The sequence below is a fragment of the Sinomonas atrocyanea genome, assembly GCF_030812675.1.
GTDB classification, from domain to species: domain Bacteria; phylum Actinomycetota; class Actinomycetes; order Actinomycetales; family Micrococcaceae; genus Sinomonas; species Sinomonas atrocyanea_B.
This window is the reverse complement of the sequence record NZ_JAUSTE010000005.1, coordinates 103039-123429: the sequence shown is the minus strand read 5'-3', so window position 1 is coordinate 123429 and position 20391 is coordinate 103039. Positions and strand designations below refer to the sequence as shown.

The window sequence follows — 20391 nt, the reverse complement described above, 5'->3', positions numbered from 1 at the left end:
GAGCGGTCCCGGAAGGCTCAGTCGCCGTCGGGCACGAGGGTCAGCGAGATCGAGTTGATGCAGAAGCGCTGGTCGGTAGGCGTCCCGTAGCCCTCGCCCTCGAACACATGGCCGAGGTGCGAGTTGCAGGAGGCACACCGCACCTCGATACGGTCCATGCCCAGCGTTCGGTCGTGCAGGTACACGACCGCGCCCTCGGCCAGTGGCGCCCAGAACGAGGGCCAGCCGCAGTGCGAGTCGAACTTCGTCCTGCTCGTGAAGAGCTCGGCGCCGCAGGCCCGGCAGCGGTAGGACCCCTGGGTGTGGGTGTCCCAGTACTCGCCCGTGTAGGCACGCTCGGTGCCGGCCTGCCTCAGGACGCGGTACTCCTCGGGGGAGAGGCGGGCGCGCCACTCGTCCTCGGTGAGGGTGGCCGGCGCCCGGCCCGGATCAGGTGTGGGGGTGGGGGAGGTGTCCATGTCCACTCCAACGCTCAGGAGTCCCCGATGAATCCCGTCCCCGCGTACAGGTGCAGCACGGGGATGCCGAGCTTGCGCTGGGCGAGGTTGGCCCAGTCGGTGTGGAACGTGTCCTCGATCGCGTGCGGCAGGGTCACCACGACGGCCTGCTCCGCGCCGGAGGCCGCCGCCCGTTCGGCCAGGGCCTGCACGGGGTCTCCCTCGATGATGGTCCCGGCGAGCTCCGCGCCGAGCCCTTCGAGCGCGGCGAGCGAGGCGTCCAGGGCGGCCTGCGCGGCGGTCCGCTGCGCCGCGGGGTCGGCGGGCTGCTCGGAGAGCCCCTCGACGGCCTTGCTGAACTCGAGCATGGACAGGTGGTCGAGGAAGTCGACCACGAGGCGGCGCTTGCGGCCCGCGGGGACCAGGACGTCGATCTTCGCGGCCTCACCGCTCAGGAGGCCCTCGACGGCCTTGCGCTCGCTGGGGCCCAGTGCGACTTCGGTCAGGATGAGGATCGGCGCGCTCATGGACCCAGACTAGGGCAGTGCTCGCCGGGAGCGGGAGAGGCACCCCGCGTCGGCGTCGGGCCCGCGGTGCCGCCCCGCGGCCACCGGATCCGGGCCCCGCCTCACAGGTTCTCCCAGAGCCCTTTGCCACAATGGGGACATGCCCGCCCGAGCAGCCCACGCGCCGTCGTCCGAGTCAGAGCCGCTGCCCCGTGCGGTGTGGGCCCTGGCCGGAGCCGGGGCCGCCCTGGGGCTCGCCTCCGCCGCCGCAGCCTCGAGCTCGGCGCTCGCAGCGTACTTTGCCCGCCGCATCGTCACCCCGGAACGGATCAAGGCCGAGGACCAGGAGGTCCTGGCGGTCCAGGGCGAGGGCCCGTCCCGCAGGGTGATCCTGAGGGCGACCCCCGAGACGAGGGCGGAGGGGGAGTACAGCCTCTTCTTCGACGGCGGTGCCGGACACGTGCGCCTCGGCGCACCCGTCGAGTATGCGCCCGAGGAATCGACGGTGACGCGGCCTGTCCTGGTCGAGTACTCCGGGGACCTCACCAGGGCGGTCCGGGCCCGCTGGAGCGGGTACGTCTACAGCTCTCCAGCGGACCTCGGCCTCGCGTACGAGGAGGTCGTGCTGCCGCTCGACGTCGGCCCCGGGCCCGCCTGGTACGTCCCGGCCCCCGGAGCCACGTGGGCCATCATGGTGCACGGCCGGGGGGCGACCCGCGGCGAAGGGCTGCGCGCGCTCCCCGCCGCGCAGGCCCTCGGGATGCCCTCGCTCCTGGTCTCCTACCGCAACGACGGCGAGGCGCCGGCCACCCCGGACGGGCGCTACGGGCTCGGCATGACCGAATGGCGCGACGTCGAGATCGCCATCCAGTACGCCCTCGACGCCGGGGCCCGCGACGTGGTGCTCTTCGGCTGGTCGATGGGCGGGGCGATCAGCCTGCTCGCAGCCGACTCGTCCCTCCTGCGCGAGCACGTGCGCGCGCTCGTGCTCGACGCGCCCGTGGTCGACTGGGTCGACGTGCTCGCCTACCAGGCCCGGCTCAACCGCATCCCGTCCCGGGTGGGCCGGCTGGGCCAGCTGCTCCTCGGACGCCCGTGGGGACGGCGCCTGACCGGCCTCGCCGCGCCGCTGGACTTCAAGGCGATGGACTGGGTCACCCGGGCCGTCGAGCTGCGCACGCCGACACTGGTCCTGCACAGCGTCGACGACGACTTCGTCCCGGTCGGGCCCTCGCTCGAACTCGCGAAGCGCAATCCCGAGATGGTGACGCTCGAGACCTTCCGGCACGCCCGCCACACCAAGGAATGGAACGTCGACCCCGAGCGGTGGGAGTCCGTGGTGCGCTCGTGGCTCGCCGACGTGCTCGCGCCGCGCAGGGCACCGGGCGGGGCCGTCTGACACCGCGACGAGGCGGCCTGCCCTCGGGCGCCCTGGCGGCGCCCCGCGGCCGCGCAGCCCGGTGCCGCCCCTTCCCCGGAGCGGGTCAGTGCCCGGAGCGGAGGCGCGTGACCACCGCGCCGGTGAGGCGCACGAGGTCCGCGGGGGAGAGCTCGATGTCGAAGCCCCGCCGGCCGCCGGAAACGAGGACGGTCGGGTGGTCGAGGGCGGAGGAGTCCACGGCCGTGGGGGAGGGCTGGCGCTGCCCGAGGGGCGAGATGCCCCCGCGGACGTAGCCGGTCCGCCGCTCCGCTGCGGCGGGATCCGCCATCGCCGCCTTCTTCGCGCCGAACGCCGCGGCGGCGGCCTTGAGGTCGAGGCTCCCCGTCACGGGGACGACGGCCACACACAGGGTGTTCCCGCCCGCCGTCGCGACGTCCACCATCAGGGTCTTGAACACGCGCCCGGGATCGACGCCGAGCGCCTCGGCGGCCTCGGCCCCGTAGCTCGAGACGGCAGGGTCGTGGCTGTAGGCGCGCGCCGTGTACGCCACCCCAGCGGCCTCGAGGGCCTTCGTGGCGGGGGTGCCGGGGCCCTGGGAGTCCTTCGCCCTCTTCGCCACGTCAGGCGCCCAGAGGGCACTCCCCGCGCACCTTGCGCTTGATGCGGCCGAGCATCGCAGCCATGCCGCGCATCCGCAGCGGGCTCACCAGACGGGTCAGGCCGAGCTCCTCGGGCATGTCGTCCGGGACGGCGAGGATCTCGGCGGCGGTCAGGCCGTCCAGCCCCTCATGGAGCACGGAGGCGAAGCCGCGCGTGGTGGGAGCCTCGGCCGGAGCCGAGAAGAACAGCCGGACCACCGGGCCTGCCGCGGGGGATGTGCCCTCCGGAGCCTGCTCGGTCTCGATGGAGATGAACAGCGGCGACTGGCACTCGACGACCTGCTCCAGCATCTCGGGGTGGTCGTGGTAGCGCTCCGGAAGGTCGGGCAGCGACTGCGAGAACTCCAGCAGCAGCTGGAGCCGCTCACGCTCCTCGATGGCCTGGAAGTCTTCGACGATCTCCGCCAGCGCGGCGGGCAAGGTGTTCGTGCTCATCTCCTCCAGCCTAAGCCCACGGCCCCGCCGGACGGCACGCGTTCGCCGTCAGCGGGGCCCCGTGTGACACCGGGTTGCGTCAACCCGGGTGACGCGCGTCAGCTCAGCGGCCAGGTGCCGCGGTCCTCGCCCTTCGCGATCGGCACCCGCACCGCGTTGCCCCACTCGGTCCAGGACCCGTCGTAGTTGCGCACGCTGTCGAAGCCCAGCAGGTACTTCAGGGCGAACCAGGTGTGGCTCGAGCGCTCCCCGATGCGGCAGTACGCCACGACCTCGTCGCCCGCCGCGAGCCCCGCCTCCCCGAGGTACAGCGCCTCGAGCTCCTGCCGGGACCGGTACGTGCCGTCCTCGGCGGCCGCCCGGGCCCAAGGGATGGACGCCGCGGTCGGGATGTGGCCCCCGCGCAGCGCGCCCTCCTCCGGGTAGGACGGCATGTGGGTGCGCTTGCCCGAGTACTCCTCGGGCGAGCGGACGTCGATGAGGGGCTTGCCGAGGTGGGCGAGCACGTCCTCCTTGAAGGCGCGGATCGGCGCGTCGTTGCGCTCGACGACGGGGTACTCGGCCCGCGCGGGAGCCGGCGCCTCCGTGGTCAGCTCGCGGCCCTCGGCGATCCACTTGTCGCGGCCGCCGTCGAGCAGACGCACGTCCTCGTGCCCGAACAGCGTGAAGACCCAGAGTGCGTAGGCGGCCCACCAGTTCGACTTGTCGCCGTAGATGACCACGGTCGTGTCGCGGGAGATCCCCTTCGCTCCGAGGAGCTCGGCGAACCCGGCGCCGTCCACGTAGTCCCGGGTGACCTCGTCGTTCAGATCGGTGTGCCAGTCGATCTTCACGGCGCCGGGGATGTGCCCGGTCTCGTAGAGGAGCACGTCCTCGTCGGACTCGACGACGGCGAGCCTGCCGGTCCCTACCGCACCGGCGGCGAGCTGCTCGGCCAGCCATTCGGTGGACACGAGGCGCTCTGGGTGGGCGTATGCGGCGAACTTCTCGCTGCTGTCGGCGGGGTAGCTCATGGTGTGCCTTTCGCTCGGCTGAGCCAGGGCGCGCGGGCGGATGAGAGGCCGTGACGGCGGCCGCCGCGCTCCTGAGTGGTCATCACCAGCGTAGCCACGCCCGCGGGGGAGCGGGCACGACCCGTGGCGGTCCAGGACACGGGGAGCAATATGCGCAACGATGGGACGGGGCGCGCACCCGCCTGTGCGGTTGGGCACACCGTGGCCCGCTGCGCGGCCGGCGGCGGTAAGCTGGCCGGTGGCCCACCGACCCCTTGACCACGGACGGATTCCTTGGCGACTGTCGAACACCTCACCACCCGCACGCCCAGAGTGTCCGTCGAGGAACTCCTGACCGGCCTGCGGCCGTCCGCCCGGTTCGGGGAGGTGTCCTTCTCGAGCTACCGCCCGGACCCGGCGCAGCCCACCCAGGCCGCTGCCGTGAAGGAGCTCGAGGCATTCGGCGACGGGATCGGCGCGTCAGCCGGCGGCCTGCTCTCGCGGCTCTTCGGCTCCAAGCCGGCCACCCGCGCCGGCATCTACCTCGACGGCGGCTTCGGCGTCGGCAAGACCCACCTGCTCGCCTCGCTCTGGCACGCCGCTCCCGGTCCGAAGGCCTTCGGCACGTTCGTCGAGTACACCAACCTTGTCGGGGCGCTGTCGTTCCGCAAGACCGTCGACGCCCTCAGCTCGTACAAGCTCGTGTGCATCGACGAGTTCGAGCTCGATGACCCCGGGGACACCGTGCTCATGTCGAGGCTCATGCGCGAGCTCGCCGACGCCGGCGTGAAGCTCGCGGCCACCTCGAACACGCTGCCGGGCTCGCTCGGCGAGGGCCGGTTTGCCGCGGTCGACTTCCAGCGGGAGATCCAGGTGCTGGCCGACCAGTTCGACGTGGTGCGGATCGACGGGGAGGACTACCGCCACCGGGGGCTCCCCGCAGCCCCCGCACCCCTGGAGAACCATGAGCTCGACGCCCGGTTGAATGCGGAGTTCGACGGCGGTCTGGTCGCCGTCGACGATTTCGGAGCCCTCCTGAAGCATCTCGCCGGGGTCCACCCGAGCCGCTACCGCCAGCTCATCGACGGCATCGACGGGGTGGTGTGGAAGGACGTCCACACGATCGAGTCGCAGGCCACCGCGCTGCGCTTCGTGGTCCTTGCCGACCGCCTCTACGACAGGGACGTCCCGATCCTCGCCTCCGGTGTGCCGTTCGACCGGCTCTTCACCGAGGAGATGATGGCGGGCGGCTACATGAAGAAGTACTTCCGGGCCGTGTCGCGGCTGACGGCCCTTGCCCGCGAGGGCCAGGCGCACGAGCCGTCCTGACCCCACAGACGCCGAGTGCCGGTCCCGCCTCGCGGCGGTACCGGCACCCAGTGACGATGATCAGGCTGATCAGGCTGAAGCCCTCAGCCGTAGGCCGATTGCTCGACCGATGGAGCAGCTCCGGCGCGGGACCGTGTCCCGGTGTCCAGGCCGTTCACAGGATCGAGGCGGCCTACTGGACTCCCACGACGTTCTCGGCGGCTCTGCCGGCGGTCCTGTCAATGGTGGGGTCCTCAGCCTTGCCCTTCATGTCGTCGAGAAGGAACACGGCCACCTCCTTTCCTGACTCCGGGGCCAGATCGCCCCTGCTGTGCTCGATCGTAGCCACGGACCGAGGGCTTTCCAACCGGTTTCCCGCGAATGGGGTTGCGCTCTGAGCGGACGCCAGCTGATCGGCGGGTGGAAGGCGGGCAGACACGAAAGGCGCCCCACGAGGGGCGCCGATGGTGGGCGATACTGGGATCGAACCAGTGACCTCTTCCGTGTCAGGGAAGCGCGCTACCGCTGCGCCAATCGCCCGGGATGTTCACTTGTATTCCCCTGGAGGATAGAGAGCGGACGACGAGACTCGAACTCGCGACATCCACCTTGGCAAGGTGGTGCTCTACCAACTGAGCTACGTCCGCGCGGGGGAGCTGCTGCTCCTCCGTGGGCGATACTGGGATCGAACCAGTGACCTCTTCCGTGTCAGGGAAGCGCGCTACCGCTGCGCCAATCGCCCTCACTCCCATGCGGGAGCAGGTTGTGTCCACCGAGGTGGGGACGGGATTCGAACCCGCGTATACGGCTTTGCAGGCCGCTGCCTCGCCTCTCGGCCACCCCACCGTGTAGGCATCTGCACGATGCTTCGACAGTGTCCTGCGAGCGGACGACGAGACTCGAACTCGCGACATCCACCTTGGCAAGGTGGTGCTCTACCAACTGAGCTACGTCCGCGGGGGTTTTCCGCGAAACCCGTGCCCGGCAATGCCTTCCTAGCGGAGTGCAGTGCGCCGGCCTCAGGCCCGCTTCAACGAGTAACGACTCTATAGGACCGTGAGCTCATTGCACAAATCCGGCGGCCACCGTCTGCCGTCAGGTGCCGCCCCCGTGGATCCGGCACGGATTTGGCACGGGGGGTACGTCTGGGCTAGAGTCGTAAAGCGCTCGGGCCGGGAAACCGGACGGGCAGGGAACGGGCGATTGGCGCAGTGGTAGCGCGCTTCGTTCACACCGAAGAGGTCACTGGTTCGAACCCAGTATCGCCCACCATGAGGACCCCCGGACTGTGTCCGGGGGTCCTTTGCTCTGTGCACGGGCCGCCTGTCCCGCTCCGCGCACCGTGACTGTCGGACCCCCGTGAAAGGCTTTCAGCATGACAGCCCCTGAACTCGCATCAGCCTCTCCTGACGGGTTCGGACGCATGTACCGGCGTTCGTTCCAGGAACCGCCGACGGTGCCCTCGATCACCACCGTCATCGCCCAGCAGCCGGTCGAGCTGGACGGGTGGCGCAGCTACATGGCCGCCAAGCACATTGCCGACCACCCGGAGCTCCGGGACGTGGCCTCGGACCCCTCCCGGATGCGGCGGCTCGTGCGGACCGCCGTCGACGCCTCCGAGACCTACGCGCGGTCGGCGGCCGAGCGCGGCGACCGGGTCCACAGCTACGCCGAGCAGCTGGCGCTGCAGGCGCTGGGCCGGCCGCACCGCCTCGAGGAGACGCTCCAGGCCCTGCGGGAGCACGGTGAAGAGGGCTTTGCCCGCAGCGTGGACCACTGGTGGCAGGCCTTCGGGGTCGAACCCGTTGCCGCCGAGCTCACCGTCTGGAACCACTCGCTCGGGTACGCGGGCACTCTGGACCTCGTGGCGAAGATCAACGGGCGGATCTGCCTCGTCGACTACAAGACGAAGGGCACGTCGAGGGACGGCCGGGTGAAGGCGCTCGACAACAAGGTGGCCATGCAGCTCGTGGCCGGGATGAAGGCCGAGGAGAGCCTGGTCGACGCCGAAGCGGGTGCGTGGGAGCCCTGGGCCCACGGAGAGGACCCGCTGCTCATCGCCGTGGCGGTGGGGGAGACCGAGCACGCGGCCGTCCGCGTCAATCCCGAGGTGCGCCGGCACCACTGGTCCACGTTCTGCCAGCTGCGCCGCGTGTGGGGTGCCCGCGTGGAGGCGGCCTCCGCAGGCCGCACCCTGCTGCCCCTGGCCCCGCCGCCCGTCCCTGCCGCGGCGTCCCGGCCGGCTGCCGGCGGCCCCGTCCCCGATTTTCCGGTTGACGGCGTTCCGGTGCCTGGCCCTCCGGGGCCCGAGCTTCCGGTGCCAGACCTCCCGCTATCCGGACACGCCACCCCGGGCCACTAGACTTGAGGCGCTCCGGGAGCGCCCTTCCCACGGCACCGGCTCGGCACCCCACTCCGACCAGAAAGGCACCGACCATGGCTGTCCTGCCCATCAGGATCATCGGCGACCCAGTGCTCCGCACCGTCGCCGAACCGGTGACGGACTTCGGTCCTGGCCTCAGGCGGCTGGTGGCGGACATGCTCGAGACGATGGAGGACGTCGACGGTGCCGGCCTCGCCGCGCCGCAGGTCGGAGTCAGCCAGCGCGTCTTCACCTACCAGATGGACGGGGTGCGGGGACACGTCGTCAATCCGGTGCTCGAGCTCTCGGACGAGTTCCAGGAGGACATGGTCGAGGGCTGCCTGAGCATCCCGGGGGTCGCCTTCCCCGTCCGCCGGCGTGCCCGCGCGGTGGTGCGGGGGTCTGACGCGGACGGCGCTCCGGTCGAGTTCGAGGCCGCGGGCCTCCTCGCGCGGATCGCCCAGCATGAGACCGACCACCTCGACGGCGTGCTGTTCCCCGACCGGCTCGAGGGCGATGACCGCAGGGCCGCGCTCCGGGCCATCCGCTCGATCGACTACAGCTCCCAGGTCGACAAGACCGTGGGCAAGCGGGCAGCCCGCATCGGTTCCGCGTTCGGGGCCGGCAAGGCAGCACCGGGGTCGGCCTTCGGCGCCGGACCGCGCCGATGAGAGTGCTCTTCGCGGGCACCCCGCAGGTCGCGGTCCCCTCCCTGGACCGGATCGTCCACGCCGGCTTCGAGGTCGTCGGAGTCCTCACCCGCCCGGACGCACCCCTCGGCCGCAAGCGCGTCCTCACGCCCTCCCCGGTCGCCGCCCGTGCCGAGGAACTCGGGCTCCCGGTCATCAGGGCGGCCCGCATCACCGATGAGGTCGTCGCCCAGCTGGCCGCGTGGTCGCCCCAGGTGGCCGCCATCGTCGCCTACGGCGGCATCGTGCCGCCGTCGGCCCTCTCCGTTCCGGCCCACGGCTGGGTCAACCTGCACTTCTCCCTCCTGCCCGCCTGGCGCGGCGCGGCGCCGCTGCAGTACTCGGTCATCCACGGGGACGAGGTGGTCGGCGCCTCGACCTTCCGGCTCGAGGAGGGCCTCGACACAGGACCCGTGTACGGGACGCTCGCGCTGACACCGGAGCCCGAGGCAACGAGCGGGGACCTGTTCGCGGAGCTCGCCGTCAGCGGTGCCGAGCTGCTGTGCCAGACGCTCTCCGGCATCGATGCCGGCCGGCTCGAGCCACGTCCGCAGGCCGGCGAGCCGACCTTCGCCCCGAAGCTCACACTGGAGGACGGGAGGATCGACTGGACCCAGCCGGCACTGGCCGTGCACCGCAGGGCGCGCGGCGTCACCCCCGAGCCGGGCGCCTGGACGCTCCTGGAGGGCCAGCGGATCAAGCTCGAGCCGCCCCGGATGCGGCCGGACGTTGAGGGCCTGGAGCCGGGACACCTCGCGTGGGCCGGCAAGGTCCCCGTGGTCGGCACGGGCACCCATGCCCTCGAACTGACGAGGGTCCAGCCGGCGGGGAAGAAGATGATGGCAGCTGCAGACTGGGCCCGCGGGGCCGGCAACATCGAAGGGACGGTGCTCGGATGAGCGACCGCCGAGGACCGGGCGGAACCGGTCGCCGCGGAGAATCCGAGCGCGAGCCCGGCGGACGCGGCGGGCGCCCGGCGGGAGCGGGTTCGGGGCCGCGGCGCGACACCCACGGGCGCGAGCGCAATCGGGGCGGAGGCGGCCCCCGGCAGTTCAGTTCCCAGGCGCCGAGCCAGCGATCCCGCGCGGCAGATCCCGCCCGGCTCGTGGCGTTCGAGGTCCTGCGCGCCGTCTCGCGGGACGACGCGTACGCGAACCTCGTCATGCCCCAGAGCATCCGCAAGCACCGGCTGGACCGCCGCGACGCGGCCTTCGCCACCGAGCTCGCCTACGGTGCGCTGCGGGGCCAGGGCACCTACGACGCGATCCTGGCCCTGAACGTCGACCGCCCCCTGTCCCAGCTCGATCCCGCGGTCCTCGACGTCCTCCGCCTCGGCACCCACCAGCTGCTCGCCATGCGCGTCCCGCCGCACGCGGCCCTCAACCAGACGGTCGCCCTGACCCGCGCCGTGGTCGGCGCCGGACCGTCCTCGCTCGTGAACGCCGTGCTCCGCCGCGTGAGCGCGAAGACCTCCGACGAGTGGCTCGCGGAGCTCACCGCCTCCCAGCCGGACGCGACCGAGCGGGACGCACTGGCCCACGCGCACCCGGCCTGGATCGTCCGGGCCCTGCGGCAGTCGCTCGCGGCGCACGGGCGGCCCGTCGAGGAGATCACCGAGCTCCTCGACGCAGACAACGCCGCGCCCGTGGTCAACCTGGTCGCGCTCCCGGGCCTCGGCCACCTCGAGGAGGCGCTCGACGCGGGCGCCCAGCCAGGCGAGCTCGTCGAGGATTCCGCGCTCTCGGGAGGCGGGGACCTCGGGCGCCTGCCCGGCGTCCGCGAGGGCACCCTGCGGGTCCAGGACGTCGGCTCGCAGCTCGTGGCCCGGGCTGTGGCCGCGGCCCCCGTCGAGGGCAGCGGCCGGACGGGGCCTGGGGAGGCCTCCGGCGACCGCGCGCGCCCGGAGCGGTGGCTCGACCTCTGCGCCGGCCCGGGAGGCAAGGCCGCGCTGCTGGGCGCCCTCGCGGCACAGCAGGGTGCAACCGTCCTCGCCAACGAGGTCGCACCCCACCGTGCCGAGCTCGTGCGCAAGGCACTGGCCCCGGTGCCCGGAGCCGTCTGGGAGGTGCGCACCGGCGACGGACGCGACCTCGGCCGCGAGTGCCCCGGCCTGTTCGACCGTGTGATCGTCGACGCGCCCTGCACCGGCCTCGGGGCGCTCCGTCGGCGTCCGGAGTCCCGGTGGCGGCGTTCGCCCGGCGATCTGGCAGAGCTGGGCCCCCTGCAGCGCGCCCTCCTCGACTCGGCCATCGACGCGGCGGCGCCGGGCGGCGTCGTCGGCTACATCACCTGTTCGCCGCATCCGGCCGAGACGACCGTGGTCGTGGCCGATGCCCTGAAGCGGCGCCGGGACATCGAACTGCTCGACGCCGGCGCCGCGCTCGACGCGGTCGCGCTGCGCCCCCTCGGGGCCGGGCACGCAGGCACCGCGCAGCTCTGGCCGCACGTCCACGGGACGGACGCCATGTTCCTCGCCCTGTTCCGCAAGCTGCCGGGCGCCACACCGCCGAAGGAGACCTGAGTGACCTGCCGCATCCACCCGAGCATCCTGTCCGCCGACTTCGTGAACCTCGAGGCGGAGCTGGGCCGGATCGCCGGGGCCGACGCCGTCCACGTCGACGTCATGGACAACCACTTCGTGCCGAACCTGACACTGGGGCTCCCGGTGGTCGAGCGGATCCAGGCCGTCAGCCCCATCCCGCTCGACGCCCATCTCATGATCTCCGACGCCGACCGCTGGGCGCCCCTGTATGCGGACCTGGGCCTCGCGTCCGTCACCTTCCACGCCGAGGCCGCGATCGCCCCCATCAAGCTCGCCCGCGAGCTGAGGGCCCGAGGCTCCAAAGCCGGCATGGCCCTGCGCCCGGCGACGCCGGTGGAGCCGTACCTCGACCTGCTCGCGGAGCTGGACATGCTGCTGATCATGACCGTCGAGCCCGGCTTCGGCGGCCAGGCCTTCCTCGACGTGACGCTCCCCAAGATCCGGCGCGCCCGCGAGGCGGTGGACGGTGCCGGGACGGGCCTCGCGATCCAGGTCGACGGCGGCATCTCCCTCTCCACGATCGAGCGCGCGGCCGAGGCCGGGGCGAATGTCTTCGTGGCAGGCTCCGCGGTCTACGGCGCGGACGACGCCGGCGCGGCCGTCGAGAGGCTGAGGTCCCTCGCCGACGGCGCGGCGGGCGCCTGATCCCACCCGGCCGCAGCCCCGTGTGACGCGCGCCGCGCCGTCGGCCGCGGCGTTGTGGCAGAATGGGCACTGGCCGTTTGGTTGAACTGTCATCAATGACGCAAGTCGTCGCTGGGACAGCACCGCCTGCGGCCGAAACCAACGAAAACGTGCTCCGGGGTCGGTGAAAGTCCGAACCGGCGGTGATAGTCCGCGACCCGGCGGCCCGCTTGTATCCAAGCGGGACGCCGGTTGAGCCGGTGGAATTCCGGCACCGACAGTCAAAGTCTGGATGGGAGAAGCACGTACAGTCTGCGGTGCGCTGCGCGCACCGCTTCTGTCGCAACCCCGGAGCCGCTGCGGTGAAGGGAAGGATGGTTGCGATGGACTTCATCCAGTGGCTCTTGTCGGCGCAGATCCCGGTGGCGGGATCCGCGCTCCTCCTCCGCGAGGTGGTCGGCAATGCGTTCGGCCTCGCGAGCGCCCTCGGCGGGATGGCCCGCCGCGTGTGGGCGTGGCCCGTGGGAATCGCGGGCAATCTGATACTCCTGACGGTCTTCGCCGGGGCGGCCGTGGGGCTCGCCCCCGAGTCCGGCGTCGGGTCCGTGGCCCTGTTCGGCCAGGCCGGACGCCAGGTGATGTTCCTGGCCGTCTCGTCGTACGGGTGGGTGCAGTGGCACCGCGGCCGCAGCGCATCCCAGGGTGCGGCGGGCGACCACCCGGCGTCTTCCGGCGCCATCGCGCCGCGCTGGGCCGGGAGGCGCAGCCGGTTCGGTCTCGCGCTGGCCATGGTCGCCGGCACGGCCGCGCTCACCCCGCTGTTCTCCGCTCTGGGCTCGTACCCGCCGGTGTGGGCGGACGCGTGGACGTTCATGGGCTCGCTCCTGGCGACCTACGGGATGGCCCGCGGCTGGACCGAGTTCTGGCTCATCTGGGTCGCGGTCGACCTCGTCGGGGTCCCGCTCCTCTTCAGCGCGGGCTACGTGGCCAGCGCCGTCATGTACGGGTTCTACGGCGCGTTCACCCTCATCGGCTTCTTCGTCTGGGCTCGGGCCCACCGGCAGACCCTGCGCCGGGCCGCCGGCGAGCCGGCGGCGGTGGCCGCGTGAGCGCCGGGCACGGGGCTCCCGCGGTCCGGCCGGCCGATGCGGACGTCATGGACGAGGCCCTCGCCCTGGCTGCCCGCGGCGTGCGCGGGGCGAACCCGCTCGTGGGGGCGGTCGCCGTCGGGCCCGACGGCGAGGTCCTCGCCAGAGGCTGGCACCGCGGCGCAGGAACCGCCCACGCGGAAGGGGACGCGATCGCCCAGGCCGCCCAGCGGGGCATCGACCTGACAGGCTCGACGATGTACGTCACCCTCGAGCCCTGCAACCACACGGGCCGCACCGGGCCGTGCACGCAGGCGCTCATCGCGGCCGGCGTCGCCCGCGTCGTGTACGCGATCGACGACCCCCACGACGTGGCGAGCGGGGGAGCCGCCACCCTCCGCGCCGCAGGCATCGACGTCGCATCCGGGGTGCGGGCAGCCCAGGCAGCGGAGCTCAACCGCCGGTGGCTGGCCGCGGTCTCGGCCCGGCGGCCCTTCGTGACGCTCCACATGGCCCAGACGCTGGACTCCCGCATCGCGGCCGAGGACGGCACCAGCCAGTGGATCACGTGCGACGAGTCCCTCGCGGACAACCACGCCCTCCGCGCGCGGATCGACGCGATCCTCGTCGGGAGCCAGACCGTCGCCGTCGACAACCCGCGCCTCACCGCCCGCGCGGAGGACGGAGCCCTCCTGGCGCACCAGCCCCTCCGCGCGGTCATGGGGCTGAGCGCCGTGCCCGAGGACGCCGCGGTCCGCGGCACCGACGGCCGCTTCGTGCACCTGCCCACGCAGGATCCCGCAGAGGCGCTCTCGGGCCTGTTCACCCGCGGCGTCCGCCACCTGATGGTCGAGGGCGGCGCGCGGATCATCGCGGCGTTCCTCGCCGCCGGCCTCGTCGACGAGCTCATCGTCTACCAGGCACCGACCATCCTCGGCTCGGGGAAGAACGCAGTCGCGGACCTCGGCATCCGCACCCTCGCCGACGCCCAGCACTGGGACTGGGACGAGTCCAACGGCGGCGCTGTCCGCCGCCTGGGCGCCGACGTCAGGCTGCACCTCGTCCCCGCCGCCACCGCCACCGCATCCGAGAAGGAGACCCACTGATGTTCACCGGAATCATCGCCGAACGCGGCACCGTCGAGGAGGTCCGACGCTCGGGCGACAGCGCCGTCCTGACCCTCACCGCGCCCACCCTCGCCCTGGACCTGCCCCTCGGCGGCTCGATCGCCGTCGACGGCTGCTGCCTCACGGCCGTCACGAACGACGGCACGCGCTTCGCGGTCGACGTGATGGGGGAGTCCCTCGCCCGCACCACGATCGGGGCCCTCGCCGCCGGGGACAGGGTGAACCTCGAACGCTGCGTCCCCGCCGGCGGCCGGCTCGACGGCCACGTCGTGCAGGGCCACGTCGACGGCGTCGGCACGCTCCTCGAGCGCGAGCCGCTCGAGAACTGGAACCGGCTCCGGTTCGCCGTGCCCGCGGACCTCGCCCGGTACATCGCGGAGAAGGGCTCGATCGCCGTCGACGGCGTCTCCCTCACCGTGACGGCGGTGAGCGGTCCCGCGGAGCCGGAGCCCTGGTTCGAGGTCGGGCTCATCCCGGCGACCCTCGCCGAGACTGGCCTCGGCGACAAGGCCGTCGGGGCGCCCGTGAACCTCGAGGTCGACGTCCTCGCCAAGTACACCGCGCGCCTCCTGTCCTTCGGCCAGACCGCCGCGGAGCAGCCCCGCGCGACCGCAGAGGAGGCCCGCCCGTGACCCGCACCGCCGAGGACATCAGGCTCGAGCCCGTCCAGGCCGCCGTCGACGCGCTCCGCGCCGGCCGGCCCGTGCTGGTGGTCGACGACGAGGATCGGGAGAACGAGGGCGACATCGTCTTCGCGGCCCAGCACGCCACCCCGGCGCTCATGGGCTGGACCATCCGCCACTCGTCCGGCGTCATCTGCGTCCCGCTGTCCGCAGAGACGGCCGACCGCCTCGCCCTCCCGCCCATGGTCGAGGACAACCAGGACGCCAAGGGCACTGCGTACACCGTCTCGTGCGACGCGAGGGCCGGCATCTCGACCGGAATCAGCGCCACCGACCGGGCCCGCACCGTCGTCGCCCTCGCCGACCCGGGGTCGGACCCGGGGGACTTCGCCCGGCCGGGGCATATATTCCCGCTGCGTGCAGTTGACGGTGGTGTACTGGTCCGTCAGGGCCACACCGAGGCGGCCGTCGACCTGTGCCGCCTCGCCGGCCTCGCCCCGGTGGGGGTGATCGCCGAAGTGGTCCACGATGACGGCGAGATGATGCGGCTCCCCGCCCTGCGGGCCTTCGCCGACGAGCACGGGTGCCCGCTCATCTCGATCGAGGACCTTGCAGCGCACGTGGCAGCCCTCCGGGGCGGTCGAGGAGGAGACGGATGACCACGAACACCCCGCACCGCCCCGCGCAGCAGGACGGCACCCCTCAAGCCACGGTCTCCGGCGGACCGGTCGTGAAGCTGCCCACGGCGTTCGGCGAGTTCATCGCCCAGGCCTGGGTGGACGAGACGACGGGCGCCGAGCACCTCGCCGTGAGCTCGCCCGAGCCGCCGGCCGACGGGTCCGCCCCGCTGGTGCGCCTCCACTCGGAGTGCCTGACCGGGGACGTCTTCGGCTCCTACCGCTGCGACTGCGGCGAGCAGCTCGCGTACGCCCTCGGCCTCATCAGGGCCCAGGGCGGCACGCTGCTCTACCTCCGCGGGCACGAGGGCCGGGGCATCGGCCTGGCCAACAAGATCAAGGCCTACGCGCTGCAGGAGGACGGCTTCGACACGGTCGAGGCCAACGAGCAGCTCGGGCTGCCCGTGGACGCACGCTCCTACACCGCGGCGGCGCTCATCCTGGCCGAGATGGGCCTGACGAGCATCCGGCTCCTGAGCAACAACCCCGACAAGAGGCACCGCCTCGCCAAGGCCGGGGTGCACGTGGTGGAGATGGTGCCCACCGAGGTGCCCTCCCGCGCCGAGAACCTGCGCTACCTCAGGACCAAGAAGGAGCGCATGGACCACCTCCTCAGGCTCGACCTCGAGCACACCGGCCTCCGGGCCATCGGCGAACCCGACTGACCCCCGACCCCGCGCCCCCGCGGGCCCATCCAGCGCTCCGGCCACCGGAGCACCACCGACGAAGGAAGACCATCGCATGAGCGGCCACGGCGCCCCCACACTGTCCCTCGACAACCCCGACCTCGCCGGCCTCCGGCTCGCGGTCGTCGCTGCCAGCTGGCACACCCAGATCATGGACGGGCTCGTCGACGGCGCGCTGCGCGCCGCGGCCGAGGCCGGCATCGCCGACCCCACCCTTGTGCGCGTGCCCGGCAGCTTCGAGCTCCCGGTCGCCGCCGCGCGGCTCGCCGGGACGCACGACGCCGTCGTGGCCCTCGGCGTCGTGATCCGCGGGGGCACCCCGCACTTCGAGTACGTGTGCGAGGCGGCCACGGTCGGGCTGACCGACGTGAGCGTCCGCACCGGCGTCCCGGTCGGGTTCGGCGTCCTCACGTGCGATACCGAGGAGCAGGGCATCGACCGCGCCGGACTGCCCGGCTCGAGCGAGGACAAGGGCCACGAGGCGACGACGGCGGCGCTGCTGACCGCCGCCACGCTCCGCGCGCTGTAGGCGCCCGCCCGCGCGCGGCTGTCGGATCCGTCACAGGACGGCGGTCACAGACCCGGTGCCGGTGCGGGTGGCGTCCCGCTCTCCAGTAGGCTTGAGGCCGTGAAGGATTTCGAGACACTGTTCGCCGAGCTCAGCGAGAAGGCCGAGAAGCGCCCGGCCGGATCGCGCACCGTCGCCGAACTGGAGTCCGGAGTGCACGGCATCGGCAAGAAGATCGTCGAAGAGGCCGCCGAGGTGTGGATGGCCGCCGAGTACGAGTCGGACGAGGAAGCAGCCGAGGAGATCTCCCAGCTGCTGTACCACCTCCAGGTGCTCATGCTGGCCAAGGGCCTCTCGCTGCAGGACGTCTACCGCCATCTGTAGCCGCGGCACCTGCCCGGCCACGGCAGGCCACCGCGGCACGGCCGCCTCAGCCTGAAGCCCCACACCCAGAAAGCCCCCCCATGCTCCGTGTAGCCGTCCCGAACAAGGGATCACTGTCCGAAGCCGCCTCGTCGATGCTCGCCGAGGCCGGCTACCGCCAGCGCCGTGAAGGGCGCGAACTCGTCATGGTCGACCCCGACAATGACATCGAGTTCTTCTTCCTGCGCCCGCGCGACATCGCGGTCTACGTGGGCCACGGCACGCTCGACGTCGGCATCACCGGCCGTGACCTGCTGCTCGACGCCGAGGTGGACGCCGACGAGCTGCTCGCCCTCGGCTTCGCTGCCTCGACGTTCCGGTTCGCCGGCCCCGTCGGGACGTTCTCGAGCCTCGCGGACCTCGAGGGCAAGCGCATCGCGACGAGCTACGACGGCCTCGTGCGCCGCTACCTCGGCGAGCGCGGCATCGCCGCCTCCCACGTGGTCCGCCTCGACGGCGCCGTCGAGTCCTCGGTGCGCCTGGGGGTCGCCGACGCGATCGCCGACGTCGTGGAGACCGGCAACACGCTCAAGGCCGCCGGGATGGAGGTCTTCGGGGAGCCCCTGCTGCAGTCGGAGGCGGTCCTGATCGGCCGCCCCGGGCACACCCTGCCGGCGATCGACGTGCTCATCCGCCGCCTCCAGGGCGTGCTCGTGGCGCGCCAGTACGTGCTCATGGACTACGACATCCGCAAGGACCTCGTCGAGAAGGCCGCCGCACTCACGCCGGGCCTCGAGTCGCCGACCGTGTCGCCGCTGCGCGACTCCGAGTGGGTCGCCGTGCGCTCGATGGTCCCCAAGCGCGAGACCAACCGCATCATGGACGAGCTGTACGACCTGGGCGCCCGCGCCATCCTGGTCAGCAGCATCCACGCCTGCCGCATCTAGGGGAGGGGCCGCCATGAGTGTTGCCGTCCGCGTCATCCCGTGCCTCGACGTCGACGCCGGCCGCGTCGTCAAGGGCGTGAACTTCCTGAACCTGCGCGATGCCGGCGACCCCGTCGAGCTCGCCCACCGCTACGACACCGCCGGCGCCGACGAGCTCACGTTCCTCGATGTCACGGCCTCCTCCGCCGACCGCCAGACGACGTTCGACGTGGTGCGGCGCACCGCCGAGGAAGTCTTCATCCCGCTCACCGTCGGGGGCGGCGTCCGGGGAGTGGCCGACGTCGACCGCCTCCTCCGTGAGGGGGCGGACAAGGCGTCGATCAACACCGCGGCGATCGCCCGCCCCGAGGTGATCGACGAGATCACCCGCCACTTCGGCTCCCAGGTCCTCGTGCTCTCCGTCGACGCCCGGCGCGTCCAGGGCGGCGTCGCCACCGCCTCCGGCTTCGAGGTCACCACTCACGGCGGCCGGCGCGGCACAGGCCTCGACGCCGTCGCCTGGGCCAAGGAGGCCGCCGACCGGGGCGTGGGGGAGATCCTGCTCAACTCGATCGACGCCGACGGCACCAAGGAGGGCTTCGACCTCGAGCTCATCCGCCTCATCCGTGCGGCCGTCAAGGTGCCGATCATCGCCTCCGGCGGGGCCGGCGCCCCCGAGCACTTCCCCCCGGCGATCGCAGCGGGCGCGGACGCGGTCCTGGCCGCGTCGATGTTCCACTTCGGCCCCGCGGACATGATCGGCCAGGTCAAGGCCGCGATCCGCGAGGCCGGCTACCCGGTCCGCTAGGAGGCGCTGACCTTCGCGGCCTCGCGCCAGCCCTCGGCGAGGTACGCGGGGACCTCGGCCGGATCCCCGGAGACCAGGGTGACGAGCCACTCGGCGCCCTCGAGGAAGGCCTCCTCGGCGAGGGCCGAGACCACAGCCGCGCCGAGCCGCCCGTCGGCGTCGTCCGCGGCGAACTCGAACCCGCCGACCGCTGCCACGCCGTCGCCGAAGGCGATCAGGCCCTTCGCGGCCGGGCGGCCCCAGACGGTGAGCTCCACGGCGTCGTACTCGCCGAGCGGCGCCTCCGAGAGCCCGCCGCCCTCGGGCAGCTTCGGCGGCTGGGCCACGTCCCCGGTCGCGATGGCCAGCACGGTGGCGTCGGCGGGCCCGGTGCCGGCGTGCGGCGCGAGCGCCCGGTCGTCGCCGAGCGCGGCGAAGAGCGGTGCGACGGTGTCCCAGCTGAGCTCGAAGTCAGTCATGGCTCCATCCTGCCACCAGACTGCTGCGCGCCGCCGCGCAGGGGACTCAGTGTCCGATGTCGGCGCTGTCCAGGAGCGCGATCGCGTCCGGCTGGCCCTCGAACGTCACGAGGGCCTGGGCGCGGCGCCCGAAGGCGTGCAGGAGCAGCTCGCCCGGATCCCCGACGATCGCCACGGAGACGGGGGCGCGCTTGGCCACGTGCCGCGGGCCGAGGGTACTCACGAGCACCACCCCGAGGTCGACCCCGCGGTAGAGGAAGGCGGCCCGCCGCACCACCTCGTCCCAGAGGGCGTCCGCGTACGCGCCGTCGAGCGCGCGGGGCGCCCAGCGGTCGCCGGCACGGCGCACGTCCTCGGTGTGCACGAAGAACTCCGCCAGATTGGCGGCCTCGTCGAGTGGCCCGAGGCGCAGCGGGGACAGTGCCGGGGGACCGGCCCGGAAGTCCTCGACGAGCTGCGAGTAGCGGGCCTCCGAGGACAGGGTGGCCGCGAGCCTGTCCGTGACCTGGTCGGAGGTCCTGGCCCGCGAGGTCATCAGCAGTCCCAGGGCCACGCGGGGGCTGTGCTCCCGCAGGAACAGGTGGGCCGCGAGGTGGCGGGTCCTCCAGCCCTCGCAGAGCGTGGGCGCGTCGGGGCCGGCCGCGAGCAGCGTCTCGGCCAGGACTTCACGCGACGGTTCTACGAAGTGCATCACTGGCGAAACTAGCACGCGCGGGCGCGATGCGCCCGGCCGCCCTCGCGAGCGCGCCGCCCCGGCGCGGGGCCCCGGCGCGGACGACTAGACTTGGGGGGATGTCTGAAGAGAAGCCCCTGCCCGCCGACGCCCCTGCCAGCGCGCTTCCCGCGGCCGTGGCAGCCCGCCTGAAGAGGGACGACGCCGGCCTGGTCGCCGCCGTCATCCAGCAGCACGACACGCACGAGGTGCTCATGGTCGGGTGGATGGACGACGAGGCCCTCCGCCGCACCCTGACCTCCGGCAGGGTGACCTTCTGGTCCCGGTCCCGGCAGGAGTACTGGCGCAAGGGGGACACGTCCGGGCACGTCCAGTGGGTGAAGTCGGTCGACCTCGACTGCGACGGCGACGCGCTCCTCGTCCGTGTCGACCAGGTCGGCGCGGCCTGCCACACCGGCACCCGGACCTGCTTCGACGGCCGCCGGCTCGACGCGGTCGTCGGCCCCGCCTGACCCGCTC

At 72.7% G+C, this 20391-nt stretch carries 25 protein-coding genes, 6 tRNA genes and 1 riboswitch; of the genes, 18 read left to right on the top strand and 13 right to left on the bottom strand.

Annotation, left to right across the window (positions count from 1 at the left end; translation table 11 throughout):
- Nucleotides 1-17: 17 nt before the first annotated feature.
- Both msrB and J2W20_RS09345 read right to left on the bottom strand, forming a co-directional pair.
- Nucleotides 18-458 carry a peptide-methionine (R)-S-oxide reductase MsrB gene (gene msrB, locus J2W20_RS09350; RefSeq protein WP_307006262.1) on the bottom strand — a complete coding sequence of 147 codons (441 nt, stop codon included), beginning with the start codon at nucleotides 456-458 and terminating at the stop codon, nucleotides 18-20.
- Nucleotides 459-472: 14 nt separating this feature from the next.
- Nucleotides 473-964: a hypothetical protein gene (locus J2W20_RS09345; protein WP_307006261.1), complete on the bottom strand. Its 492-nt coding sequence runs from the start codon at nucleotides 962-964 to the stop codon at nucleotides 473-475.
- Nucleotides 965-1103: 139 nt separating this feature from the next.
- Between J2W20_RS09345 and J2W20_RS09340 the strand changes: the two genes are divergently transcribed.
- Nucleotides 1104-2342 (top strand): alpha/beta hydrolase family protein, encoded by a 1239-nt coding sequence (locus J2W20_RS09340; protein WP_307006260.1) that lies wholly within the window; start codon nucleotides 1104-1106, stop codon nucleotides 2340-2342.
- An 85-nt stretch (nucleotides 2343-2427) separates the two neighbouring features.
- Here the strand turns inward: J2W20_RS09340 and ybaK are convergent, their stop codons facing one another.
- From ybaK to J2W20_RS09325, 3 genes are all read right to left on the bottom strand, one after another.
- Nucleotides 2428-2943, bottom strand: coding sequence for a Cys-tRNA(Pro) deacylase (gene ybaK / locus J2W20_RS09335; protein ID WP_307006259.1), 516 nt, complete (start codon nucleotides 2941-2943; stop codon nucleotides 2428-2430).
- Between the two features lies 1 nt (nucleotide 2944).
- Nucleotides 2945-3418 (bottom strand): SufE family protein, encoded by a 474-nt coding sequence (locus tag J2W20_RS09330; RefSeq protein ID WP_307006258.1) that lies wholly within the window; start codon nucleotides 3416-3418, stop codon nucleotides 2945-2947.
- 98 nt (nucleotides 3419-3516) lie between these two features.
- Nucleotides 3517-4431 carry a sulfurtransferase gene (locus J2W20_RS09325; protein WP_307006257.1) on the bottom strand — a complete coding sequence of 305 codons (915 nt, stop codon included), beginning with the start codon at nucleotides 4429-4431 and terminating at the stop codon, nucleotides 3517-3519.
- A 273-nt stretch (nucleotides 4432-4704) separates the two neighbouring features.
- Between J2W20_RS09325 and zapE the strand changes: the two genes are divergently transcribed.
- Entirely contained in the window at nucleotides 4705-5739 is a 1035-nt protein-coding gene (gene zapE, locus J2W20_RS09320; protein WP_307006255.1) for a cell division protein ZapE, read from the top strand.
- 172 nt (nucleotides 5740-5911) lie between these two features.
- Here the strand turns inward: zapE and J2W20_RS09315 are convergent, their stop codons facing one another.
- From J2W20_RS09315 to J2W20_RS09290, 6 genes are all read right to left on the bottom strand, one after another.
- Nucleotides 5912-6067 (bottom strand): hypothetical protein, encoded by a 156-nt coding sequence (locus J2W20_RS09315; protein ID WP_307006253.1) that lies wholly within the window; start codon nucleotides 6065-6067, stop codon nucleotides 5912-5914.
- 116 nt (nucleotides 6068-6183) lie between these two features.
- Nucleotides 6184-6258, bottom strand: a tRNA-Val gene (locus J2W20_RS09310).
- A 34-nt stretch (nucleotides 6259-6292) separates the two neighbouring features.
- Nucleotides 6293-6365, bottom strand: a tRNA-Gly gene (locus J2W20_RS09305).
- Between the two features lie 23 nt (nucleotides 6366-6388).
- Nucleotides 6389-6460, bottom strand: a tRNA-Val gene (locus tag J2W20_RS09300).
- Nucleotides 6461-6493: 33 nt separating this feature from the next.
- Nucleotides 6494-6564 (bottom strand) — tRNA-Cys (locus J2W20_RS09295).
- A 38-nt stretch (nucleotides 6565-6602) separates the two neighbouring features.
- Nucleotides 6603-6675, bottom strand: a tRNA-Gly gene (locus J2W20_RS09290).
- Nucleotides 6676-6915: 240 nt separating this feature from the next.
- Here J2W20_RS09290 and J2W20_RS09285 point away from each other — a divergent pair.
- The 15 genes from J2W20_RS09285 to hisF all read left to right on the top strand — a co-directional run bounded on the left by J2W20_RS09285 (nucleotide 6916) and on the right by hisF (nucleotide 18741).
- A tRNA-Val gene (locus tag J2W20_RS09285) sits at nucleotides 6916-6990 on the top strand.
- A 103-nt stretch (nucleotides 6991-7093) separates the two neighbouring features.
- Nucleotides 7094-8080: a cytochrome gene (locus J2W20_RS09280; protein ID WP_307006252.1), complete on the top strand. Its 987-nt coding sequence runs from the start codon at nucleotides 7094-7096 to the stop codon at nucleotides 8078-8080.
- A gap of 74 nt (nucleotides 8081-8154) precedes the next feature.
- On the top strand, nucleotides 8155-8751 hold the full coding sequence (gene def, locus J2W20_RS09275) for a peptide deformylase (RefSeq protein WP_307006251.1): 597 nt from the start codon (nucleotides 8155-8157) through the stop codon (nucleotides 8749-8751).
- Nucleotides 8748-9668 (top strand): methionyl-tRNA formyltransferase, encoded by a 921-nt coding sequence (gene fmt / locus J2W20_RS09270; RefSeq protein ID WP_307006249.1) that lies wholly within the window; start codon nucleotides 8748-8750, stop codon nucleotides 9666-9668. The genes def and fmt overlap by 4 nt, the downstream gene beginning before the upstream one ends.
- Nucleotides 9665-11290 (top strand): RsmB/NOP family class I SAM-dependent RNA methyltransferase, encoded by a 1626-nt coding sequence (locus tag J2W20_RS09265; protein WP_307006247.1) that lies wholly within the window; start codon nucleotides 9665-9667, stop codon nucleotides 11288-11290. The genes fmt and J2W20_RS09265 overlap by 4 nt, the downstream gene beginning before the upstream one ends.
- Nucleotides 11291-11956 (top strand): ribulose-phosphate 3-epimerase, encoded by a 666-nt coding sequence (gene rpe, locus J2W20_RS09260; RefSeq protein WP_307006246.1) that lies wholly within the window; start codon nucleotides 11291-11293, stop codon nucleotides 11954-11956. It abuts the gene before it with no gap.
- A gap of 145 nt (nucleotides 11957-12101) precedes the next feature.
- A riboswitch (FMN riboswitch) is annotated at nucleotides 12102-12244 on the top strand.
- Between the two features lie 74 nt (nucleotides 12245-12318).
- On the top strand, nucleotides 12319-13044 hold the full coding sequence (locus J2W20_RS09255; protein ID WP_307006245.1) for a nicotinamide mononucleotide transporter family protein: 726 nt from the start codon (nucleotides 12319-12321) through the stop codon (nucleotides 13042-13044).
- Nucleotides 13045-13091: 47 nt separating this feature from the next.
- The gene (gene ribD, locus J2W20_RS09250) at nucleotides 13092-14129 is read left to right on the top strand and encodes a bifunctional diaminohydroxyphosphoribosylaminopyrimidine deaminase/5-amino-6-(5-phosphoribosylamino)uracil reductase RibD (protein WP_307006378.1); all 1038 of its coding nucleotides are present in this window, start codon (nucleotides 13092-13094) and stop codon (nucleotides 14127-14129) included.
- Nucleotides 14129-14782: a riboflavin synthase gene (locus J2W20_RS09245; protein WP_307006243.1), complete on the top strand. Its 654-nt coding sequence runs from the start codon at nucleotides 14129-14131 to the stop codon at nucleotides 14780-14782. The genes ribD and J2W20_RS09245 overlap by 1 nt, the downstream gene beginning before the upstream one ends.
- Entirely contained in the window at nucleotides 14779-15432 is a 654-nt protein-coding gene (gene ribB / locus J2W20_RS09240; RefSeq protein ID WP_307006240.1) for a 3,4-dihydroxy-2-butanone-4-phosphate synthase, read from the top strand. The genes J2W20_RS09245 and ribB overlap by 4 nt, the downstream gene beginning before the upstream one ends.
- Nucleotides 15429-16115, top strand: a complete 687-nt coding sequence (gene ribA / locus J2W20_RS09235) for a GTP cyclohydrolase II (protein ID WP_307006239.1) — start codon at nucleotides 15429-15431, stop codon at nucleotides 16113-16115. The genes ribB and ribA overlap by 4 nt, the downstream gene beginning before the upstream one ends.
- 76 nt (nucleotides 16116-16191) lie before the next feature.
- Complete coding sequence (ribH, locus tag J2W20_RS09230) at nucleotides 16192-16665, top strand: 6,7-dimethyl-8-ribityllumazine synthase (RefSeq protein WP_307006237.1); 474 nt, start codon at nucleotides 16192-16194, stop codon at nucleotides 16663-16665.
- Nucleotides 16666-16764: 99 nt separating this feature from the next.
- Complete coding sequence (locus J2W20_RS09225) at nucleotides 16765-17028, top strand: phosphoribosyl-ATP diphosphatase (RefSeq protein ID WP_307006235.1); 264 nt, start codon at nucleotides 16765-16767, stop codon at nucleotides 17026-17028.
- An 80-nt stretch (nucleotides 17029-17108) separates the two neighbouring features.
- Nucleotides 17109-17954 carry an ATP phosphoribosyltransferase gene (gene hisG, locus J2W20_RS09220; RefSeq protein WP_307006234.1) on the top strand — a complete coding sequence of 282 codons (846 nt, stop codon included), beginning with the start codon at nucleotides 17109-17111 and terminating at the stop codon, nucleotides 17952-17954.
- Between the two features lie 13 nt (nucleotides 17955-17967).
- Nucleotides 17968-18741, top strand: coding sequence for an imidazole glycerol phosphate synthase subunit HisF (gene hisF / locus J2W20_RS09215; RefSeq protein ID WP_307006232.1), 774 nt, complete (start codon nucleotides 17968-17970; stop codon nucleotides 18739-18741).
- Here hisF and J2W20_RS09210 read toward each other — a convergent pair.
- Nucleotides 18738-19199, bottom strand: coding sequence for a hypothetical protein (locus J2W20_RS09210; RefSeq protein ID WP_307006231.1), 462 nt, complete (start codon nucleotides 19197-19199; stop codon nucleotides 18738-18740). The two genes, hisF and J2W20_RS09210, sit on opposite strands and share 4 nt — an antisense overlap.
- 46 nt (nucleotides 19200-19245) lie before the next feature.
- Nucleotides 19246-19890 carry a TIGR03085 family metal-binding protein gene (locus J2W20_RS09205; protein WP_307006230.1) on the bottom strand — a complete coding sequence of 215 codons (645 nt, stop codon included), beginning with the start codon at nucleotides 19888-19890 and terminating at the stop codon, nucleotides 19246-19248.
- 101 nt (nucleotides 19891-19991) lie between these two features.
- On the opposite strand from J2W20_RS09205, the gene hisI reads away from it, so the two are divergent.
- Entirely contained in the window at nucleotides 19992-20384 is a 393-nt protein-coding gene (hisI, locus tag J2W20_RS09200) for a phosphoribosyl-AMP cyclohydrolase (protein ID WP_307006229.1), read from the top strand.
- Nucleotides 20385-20391: the final 7 nt, after the last annotated feature.